Below are 7,666 nucleotides of genomic sequence, written 5' to 3' on the forward strand. Positions count from 1 at the left end.
TTCGCCTGTGGTCACACCTTAACCGGTTCAGTTTCGAACGGCTCGATGTCGCCAGGACGTCGCAGCATCTTGTTGACCTCATCCAGATGGAGCTCCTCCAGAACGATCATTTCCCGCGCATATTCCTCAAGCAGGATCGAGCGGCCTTCGGTCATCTTGAACAAATTGTAATACGCCGCGAGCGCCGTCCTTTCAAGCTCCAGGCTTTCACGCAGGATATCGCCGATATCGTGCTGCGCCGTTTCCAGCAGCGGCCCGATCTTCAGCGACGGATGCCCACCCAGCAGCGTCACCATTTCTCCGGCTTTGTGGGCGTGCCCAAGCCCTTCCAGCGCATTGTCCTTGAGCCATGAAACGATCGGTATGCGGCCATATCCGTAGACCATCAATGAATAATGCGTGTAGCGCACCACGCCAGCCAATTCAAGCTCCATGATGCTATTCAGCGCCTCGATTGTTTGTCGCTTCTCAGTATCGTTCATGTTTGTCCTCGTGTTTATTGAAGCCGCTCAGCCACAGAAAAACGATTACCCGGCAATGATTATTCAATTCAGGGATAGCAAAGATTAAGATGAATAGCAAGGCATTCTTTGAACCAATTGGGCGAGAGGTGTAGGATTGAAGCGCTAAGCGATTTTTTGTGCTGCAACATGCACCGTTGCCAGCCAGCACTGAGCCCCATCCAGGGAGGCGAACCATGATCATGGTGCTAAATTCTCCGGCGTTTTCACATGACGGCTTGATTCCCAGGCGCTACACCTGCGAAGGCGAAGATATTTCTCCCGAGCTCGTATGGAGTGGGTTGCCGCCGGCGACCCGCAGTCTGGTCCTGATCGTCGACGACCCTGATGCGCCCGATCCGGCGGCGCCGCAAACTACCTGGGTGCATTGGGTGCTCTACAACATTCCGCCTGAGGCGGACGGACTCGAGGCGGCGGTTCCTGACGCGAAACTGCCGGCCGGAACCAAAGATGGCTTGAACGACTGGAATCGCACTGGTTACGGCGGCCCCTGCCCGCCGATCGGGCGCCATCGCTATTTTCATAAGCTCTACGCCTTGGATATCGTGCTTCCGGATCTCGGAAAGCCGACCAAAGCGATACTGGAAAAGGCCATGGCGGCCCATATCATCGCCAGTGCCACGCTAATCGGCAGCTACAAGAAGGGAAGCTAGGAAATGGGGTGATCATGATCGCCACGAAAAGACGGCTCCAGGTATGGAGCCGTCATTAGTGCGAACTATCGAGCCAGGCTTCAGGGCTCGATCCGGCTGATGCGCGTTGCCCAGTTAGTCAAGGCGACGCGACTCCCGCTGCAACTGAACAGCGCTGCAGGATCGGTGTATTGCGCCAGCGTGCACGCATGCGCAATGTATTCATTGGCCAGCCAGATATCGTTGCCGTCAACCGCCGCCGCGCCATAATCGCCCCAGCGGCTACGCGGTGTCCCAAAGGCGTTATAAGAACCGAATTCGTCGTCAGGCCCGAGTCCGTTTGCAATTACCTTGACCGTTTCACCTCGATGACCATTGTCGCGGTTGAAATGAATATAACCTGCACTCGGATAGTGATCTGCTCCGACCACGGTAAAGCCGATCACTCCTTTGCCGTTAGGTAATGCAGCGATGGCTGGCCGCGTAACGCTGTTACCGGCAATCGCCAACTGGCCCTGCTTGATTACCGATGCACTGGCGAGGTTGGCTGAAACGGAAGGATTCAGCACATAGTAGGCAATCCCGGTCTGATCCTGGCCGGCGACATTGACGACGGTATCGAGTGCGCCGTATAAACGGCCACCAGTAAAAAACACCTGTTGCATGCGCGAGTCGTTCGGATCGATCGCCGCCAGAGTTTCCGGAACTGTCGGCTGGACTGCAGTTAGATAATTCCAACATCCAATGCCCGCAGGTGTCACCAGGCTGCGGTCGTTCAGGCAGTCCCTCAGGGGCGCGCTTCCCGGTTTCTGCGGGATCGCAGGCGGTACGCCATAGGAATCAACATTGACTACATTATGCGAAAGCGTCAGTGCTGGCGTTGCGTCGTCCAGCGATTTCGTGTTACCAACTGCCCACACCCGCAGGCGACTGTCGTTGCCGGAATTGGAAAACACTGCGACCGAACTCAGGAGATATTCGGTGCCCCGGTTACTGCGCTCAAAATCACTGGCCGGAGATACTGCAGGCCACACAGTGAATCCCGGATTGCCGTCGAGCAGATAATCTGCGGTATCAAGCTGCGTCACTTGAATCGAAGTAGTACCACTGGTCAGCGCCTTTTTCGATATTGCATATATCTGCGCACTGTTGAATCCTCCCGAAAACGGGAATTCGTTGGTTGTCAGGTAGATGCCATTGGCGTCGGCGCCGATGTGCGGATAATCGCCCAGACATGGGCAGTTTGGATGCTGCGGCGTGCCTTGTGTGCCATCATCCTGCACTGCAATCTTGTACACGGTCCAGCTCCCGAGCGGATCGGCTGACGAGCTGACAGCAAGGTCAAGATGATTGGTGCCGGTCTGCGCGCCCGTGGCAGGATCGGTGTCCAGCGTCAACACCAGGTGGAACCAGCGTTTTACGTCTGGATCGAAATAACAGGCCGGGTCGGTGATCGATGGACCGAAAACTCGTGGATTGACCTGGCGGTTAATTGCTGGCGCATATCCATAAAATGCGTTGAGCGCAATATCTCCGCTTAACGCAACGCCTTTACGGTTATAGATCTTCATTACGTCATTCAACGATTCCATGACGTAGCCGTTTCCGGCACAGAGTCCCTGATCCGGTGGCTCAATCGAAAACTGGTTGCCGTTGCTTGCAAGTCGCTGGTTGCGGGAATTTTCGCCGTCGAAACTGAGTTGCACACGCCGGTCTGGCACATCTTTGCCCAACGCTTCGGTCCACTCGCCTTTCCCCTGTGCCTTAGCGATACTGCGGTTTATCTTGAACTTCGCTACGCGCGCGAGCACGCCGGTGGTGCTTTGCGTTCCTTTTGTTCCAGTTGCACCTGTAGTGCCTGCCGCAGTGGGACCGTCGGCGAGATTAGGAACGTTCGAAAATGTCGGCGATGTTTCGGGTGATGACAAACCATCGACACCGACAGAAGTGGTTGGAATTTTGACTGTGCCGCTGCTGGTTATTTGTCTTGTGATGGTGGAGCCGAAAGCCGAGCCTACGGTAAAACAAGCGAAACTGAGAATTAATCCTAATCTACTAAAATTCCGATTCATTTTCTTCTCCAAAAATTGTCATTTTTGAGCCTCTTCAGGGTAAAGAAAAACCTTACTTTGCAGACCGCAGTTCCTCAGCCACAAGATATTTTTTCTAAAAAAATCTTGTAACCGCCTTTTTGCTGCGTTAAATCAAGATCAACCCTGTTCGAGAAATATTTTTATAAATACTTGTTTTTCCCCGAGATCAGCGATGAATTGTGACTGGCAATAATTGCCGTGCGGAAATTATATATACATTTCATCGCGATCCAGCATCTATTTTTTCAGTATTAAAAAAATAATAGTTTCGACTAATCGAAGCAGCGTGCGAGCCTCTCGCGCACAAAGAATGGCTCTGATATAAGAGCCATTCTTTATAGCTTGCCCAACTTTGGAGATGTGATTCGCGTGTCGATCAACATGCTTCGGCCACTCTGAGACAGCCGATCGATTTGAACCTCAAGGGGATCGGCTATCACGGGTATCCGCGTCTATATTTGCGGCGCCATGATGTCCACGAGCGCTTGGTAGAGCCGTATCGGCTCTTCCGCGATCCGGTTCAAAACGTACAGAAAATATTCTTCACCATAAACGGCGTATTCACGCGTTGGAAAACCGCGCTTCTGCAATCCATCCAATTGCTCCGTGCCGAGACCGATCAGCGATTCGAATTCGTAGTGGCGCTGGTCAAACAGATCTTGCTGCAGGATTAAATTCGTGAGGTCTTCCTGAATCGTGCGATCGTGCGTCGCAATCGAACATTTGTGTCCGCTAGTTAGTAGTGCTGTTGCGAATTGCCTGTAGCAAGCGGCCAATTCAGGGCTGTTCCGATCATAGGCAACTTGCACAGGCTCAAGAAAAGCGCCCTTCACCAAACGAATGCGGCCTGGATAGGCCATCAGTTTTGGCAGATCCTGTGCACTGCGATGCAACTTGGCGGGCACTGTGATGCCGACATTCGCCAGTGCAGGATCTGCATGCAGGCGGGCATAGGTGAGATAGATATTATCGGCGCGGTCGGATCCTTCCATCGAAATCATGACTTCGCAGCCGCTTGCGGCAGCAGCGCGGGCAATTTTTCTGCCGTTGAGGAAACCGAGCTCGGGATCGATCACAGAACCAATGTGGGACAGATCGAGTGAAACCGAACAATTCAGGGCTCTGTCCGCACTTCTGTCGCCAATGGCGCAAATCAACGCCAGAAAGACTTCCGTTTCCGCATTAGCCTTGCTCTCGTCGCGGCAACTTTCGCCCATATACTCCGCAGAAGCAGCATGGCCACGGGCATTGATCTGGCTTACGCGCTCCACCACATCTTGCGTTGTCTGCCCAGCTACGTAACGCCGGGCGACACGATGCATGAATGGCCGCAGCGCCGGATCGTTACAAAACCTGGCCTTGGCATCTTCATTCAGTGCCAACTCGCGCAGCACATCGGCAGCCTGGCCGACCAAGGCTCGCCATTGCACAGGAAATATCGGTTGATTATTGTTTGCCATAGTAGATAGTTGAAGCGATAGTTGAAACACTCGTCATGAAATTCCGCCTGAAACGGCGGGCCCTTGTTTCCAGGAATTCATTTTAGAGATTCGACGAGAGGCGGCAAAACCAGTAATTTTCCGTGCTTCTGCCAATTTTTCTCACATCACCAAGGATGCAGGTAGCGCGTGACGCTCAGGTGCGCAATGGGAACCGGTGGAGATCGGTAGTTATAATCATTCGGTAAAAATGCCATTTATGCCATTTGAATGATATATTTCCGCATTGCAACTTATTGTCTGGATGAGGAATAGCGTAATTTGCGCATATCTGCGCATATTTATCCTCGGCCAGACTTGAAGCGACGCCATAAGTTATACAGTAAACAACTTTCATCTATTACTTCACGTGGATACTTACCCTTAAATATTGCCAATGTACTCAATATTGCCCGCCTTAGTCGCATCCGTTTTTCTGGGTTACGGCTTGTACGTACTTTGTACACAAGGCTTCACCCGTATCGGCATCAGCTTTTCTGCGCTGTGCATGATTTCTGCGTTTTGGCAGGGCACTTGGGCTGTTCTTTTCCAGGTTCACACGCCAGGCCTGGCGATGTTCCTGATCAAGTTTGGCTACCTCCTGATCCTGTTCTTGCCGACCAGCCTGTATCATTTCCTGACAGAAGTCTCCGATCGTCCGAATGAACGCCATCTGGTTTATCTGTCGTATGGAATAGCCTCGATCCTGGCACTCTTTCTGATCGGTGGCGATCTCTTCGTTGCCGGCTACTATGAATATTTTTGGGGATACTATCCAAAGGCTGGGCCGCTCCATCCGGTGCATGTGCTGCAAACCGTGGTGGTGGTATGCCGTGGTCTCTATATCACCCTTCTCCAGCAAAAAACCGCACCGCCGAATAAACGCATCAGGTTGCGATTGTGCATCGCCGGCATCCTTACTTATTTTTTTGCGGCCGTCGATTATCTGTGTAATTACGGATTCGAGTTTTACCCGCCTGGCGTGTTGTTCATCGCTGTCAGCCTTGGCATCATCACGGTCGCGATTGTCAAATACGGCTTGTTCAATCCGATGGCAATTGCCGCCAGCGTCGCCCACGAGATGCGTACTCCGCTGCTCTCGATCCGCAATCAGGCGCAAGGAATCAACAAATATATCCCGACACTTCTCCATAGCTACCAACTGGCGGTTGCCAACAATCTTTGCCCCCCCTCTTTGCCGCCGTTTGCCTTGAACTATCTTGCCACCATAGGTAAAACGCTTACCCATGAAGTAGATCGGACCAGTGCGGTACTGGACATGATGCTGGCCTCTATCAAAATGGATCAGATCGACAAAAGTTCATTTGCGCAGCACGACATGGGACATTGCCTGAACGAGGCGATTGAACGCTACACCTACGACCGCCAGGACCGGGAGCGCATCGTTGTCAGTGCTGCTGAAGATCAGGATTTCAGATTTTATGGGTCGGATACGCTGCTGATACTGGTGCTGTTCAACTTGCTGAAAAATGCACTGTATGCGATCAAGGTAGCCGGCAAGGGTGAAATCCAGATATGGACGGTGGGTGGACCGTCCATCAATCGTTTGTATTTCAGGGATACGGGAACCGGGATTGCCGGCGACGCGCTGCCTAATATCTTTGACGGTTTTTTCACGACCAAACAAAGCGGCGGCACCGGTGTCGGGCTCACGTTTTGCCATCGGGTGATGGCATCTTTCGGCGGTCGCATACGCTGCGATTCCGTTGCTGGTCAATATACGACATTTACCCTCGAATTTCCGGTGGTGGAAAACGCTCCGGATACCGCTCCGGATAAAATGGTTTCTCCAATTGTTGCAACATCGCTGCGACAAACGGAGGAAAGCACGGCGCACTCTCCTCCGCATGTTCTCTAGTTCAAATCAAACATTTTCAAAACCAGACTTTGCCTCTTTCTTTTGCGCCCTTCATTGAACTTCATATTCCCGGATTTTTTCAAGAATGTGATCAGGCAAGCGCGTGATTCTCTTTTCCTTGTTGGCGAAAACTATTTGCTGATGGCCCTTCGCAACCAGCTTGCCATCTACAAGAAATCGGAACAACAATGAAAACGAACATTGCTTGATAGCGAAAGTATTGACCTCGCACGCGATCTTTTGAAATGCGAACGTCTCGCACACATACTCCTGTTGCGCTTCCTTGGTAATGAAAACCCCAAGCGATTGCAACATGTCGGCAGAAATGCACTCGAAAAACCAACGTTCGCGGCAGATCCCTTGCCATTCGAAATGCCGGGCAAAATAGATATTGCCGGTAGCATTCGAGTCTTTCAGGTAAACATCGATCGAATGGTGGAAGGTTTTTGGCAACTCGGGGCGCAAAATGATAAACGGCAGCGGGGTAACTTCTGCTTTGTTTTCTTTGGTGACCGGATGCTTGGACAGGATAGCTGACATGATGGAACTCCATAAGCAAATAGAAAAAAGGCTGAATGAACAGCCGCTATTGCCGCCTCGTCTCTTTCAAGTCCGAGGAAGCAGCTTATAGTGTTGATCAAGTTCTATTACTTGCAAGTAATCAACTGCAAATAACGTAGGAAAGTTCGTAGCAAGTGGTATCAACACGGAAGCGGTCGATATGTCGTAATTGAGCTTCCCCTGAAATTTAGTCTTCCACGGGTGACGTAAAATAACGTTACTTTGGAAGAAGCGGAAATGAAGAAAATACCAAAACAGGCATACACGACCGAGTTCAAAGAGCTTGCCGTCAAACGGGTGGCTGACGGGCAGGCAATTTCGCTGGTGGTCAAGGAGCTAGGCTTGAGTGACCAGACGTTGCGCAACTGGATCAAGGCCGCCGCGGTAGGTGAGCTCAAAGGTGCCGGTAGCAAGGTGGTCACGCCGGAAGCGATGGAGTTGTCCCGTCTGCGAGCTGAGGTCGCTCGCCTGAAACGGGAGAACGAAATCATAAAAAAAGCAG

General features: G+C 51.8%; 7 protein-coding genes. 3 read left to right on the forward strand and 4 right to left on the reverse strand.

The genetic code is table 11. The annotated features are described in order from the left end of the window. Nucleotides 1–11 precede the first annotated feature (11 nt). A complete protein-coding gene (locus BM029_RS20220) occupies nt 12–482 on the reverse strand; it encodes a ferritin-like domain-containing protein (RefSeq protein WP_092439125.1) in 471 nt (156 codons plus the stop codon). A gap of 215 nt (nt 483–697) precedes the next feature. On the opposite strand from BM029_RS20220, the gene BM029_RS20225 reads away from it, so the two are divergent. After that, a complete protein-coding gene (locus tag BM029_RS20225; protein ID WP_092439127.1) occupies nt 698–1,174 on the forward strand; it encodes a YbhB/YbcL family Raf kinase inhibitor-like protein in 477 nt (158 codons plus the stop codon). Between the two features lie 80 nt (nt 1,175–1,254). Here BM029_RS20225 and BM029_RS20230 read toward each other — a convergent pair whose 3' ends face one another. Both BM029_RS20230 and BM029_RS20235 read right to left on the reverse strand, forming a co-directional pair. Further along, nucleotides 1,255–3,225, reverse strand: coding sequence for a hypothetical protein (locus tag BM029_RS20230; protein WP_139217305.1), 1,971 nt, complete (start codon nt 3,223–3,225; stop codon nt 1,255–1,257). Nucleotides 3,226–3,698: 473 nt separating this feature from the next. Next, nucleotides 3,699–4,640: a proline dehydrogenase family protein gene (locus tag BM029_RS20235; protein ID WP_244545140.1), complete on the reverse strand. Its 942-nt coding sequence runs from the start codon at nt 4,638–4,640 to the stop codon at nt 3,699–3,701. Nucleotides 4,641–5,121: 481 nt separating this feature from the next. Between BM029_RS20235 and BM029_RS20240 the strand changes: the two genes are divergently transcribed. Further along, nucleotides 5,122–6,603, forward strand: a complete 1,482-nt coding sequence (locus tag BM029_RS20240; RefSeq protein ID WP_170851157.1) for a sensor histidine kinase — start codon at nt 5,122–5,124, stop codon at nt 6,601–6,603. 51 nt (nt 6,604–6,654) lie between these two features. On the opposite strand, the gene BM029_RS20245 is transcribed toward BM029_RS20240, so the two are convergent. After that, complete coding sequence (locus tag BM029_RS20245) at nt 6,655–7,143, reverse strand: acyl-CoA thioesterase (RefSeq protein WP_092439135.1); 489 nt, start codon at nt 7,141–7,143, stop codon at nt 6,655–6,657. Between the two features lie 258 nt (nt 7,144–7,401). On the opposite strand from BM029_RS20245, the gene BM029_RS20250 reads away from it, so the two are divergent. Then, nucleotides 7,402–7,666: transposase (locus tag BM029_RS20250; protein ID WP_139217306.1), on the forward strand; the 265-nt coding region annotated here is incomplete at its 3' end.

This window comes from Collimonas sp. OK607, from assembly GCF_900111995.1.
Taxonomy (GTDB): Bacteria; Pseudomonadota; Gammaproteobacteria; order Burkholderiales; family Burkholderiaceae_D; genus Collimonas.

What these genes read in the sequence shown, in the direction of transcription:
- BM029_RS20220 (WP_092439125.1), bottom strand. Translation starts at nt 482, where the DNA reads ATGAACGATACTGAGAAGCGACAAACAATCGAGGCGCTGAATAGCATC.
- BM029_RS20225 (WP_092439127.1), top strand. Translation starts at nt 698, where the DNA reads ATGATCATGGTGCTAAATTCTCCGGCGTTTTCACATGACGGCTTGATT.
- BM029_RS20230 (WP_139217305.1), bottom strand. Translation starts at nt 3,225, where the DNA reads ATGAATCGGAATTTTAGTAGATTAGGATTAATTCTCAGTTTCGCTTGT.
- BM029_RS20240 (WP_170851157.1), top strand. Translation starts at nt 5,122, where the DNA reads ATGTACTCAATATTGCCCGCCTTAGTCGCATCCGTTTTTCTGGGTTAC.
- BM029_RS20245 (WP_092439135.1), bottom strand. Translation starts at nt 7,143, where the DNA reads ATGTCAGCTATCCTGTCCAAGCATCCGGTCACCAAAGAAAACAAAGCA.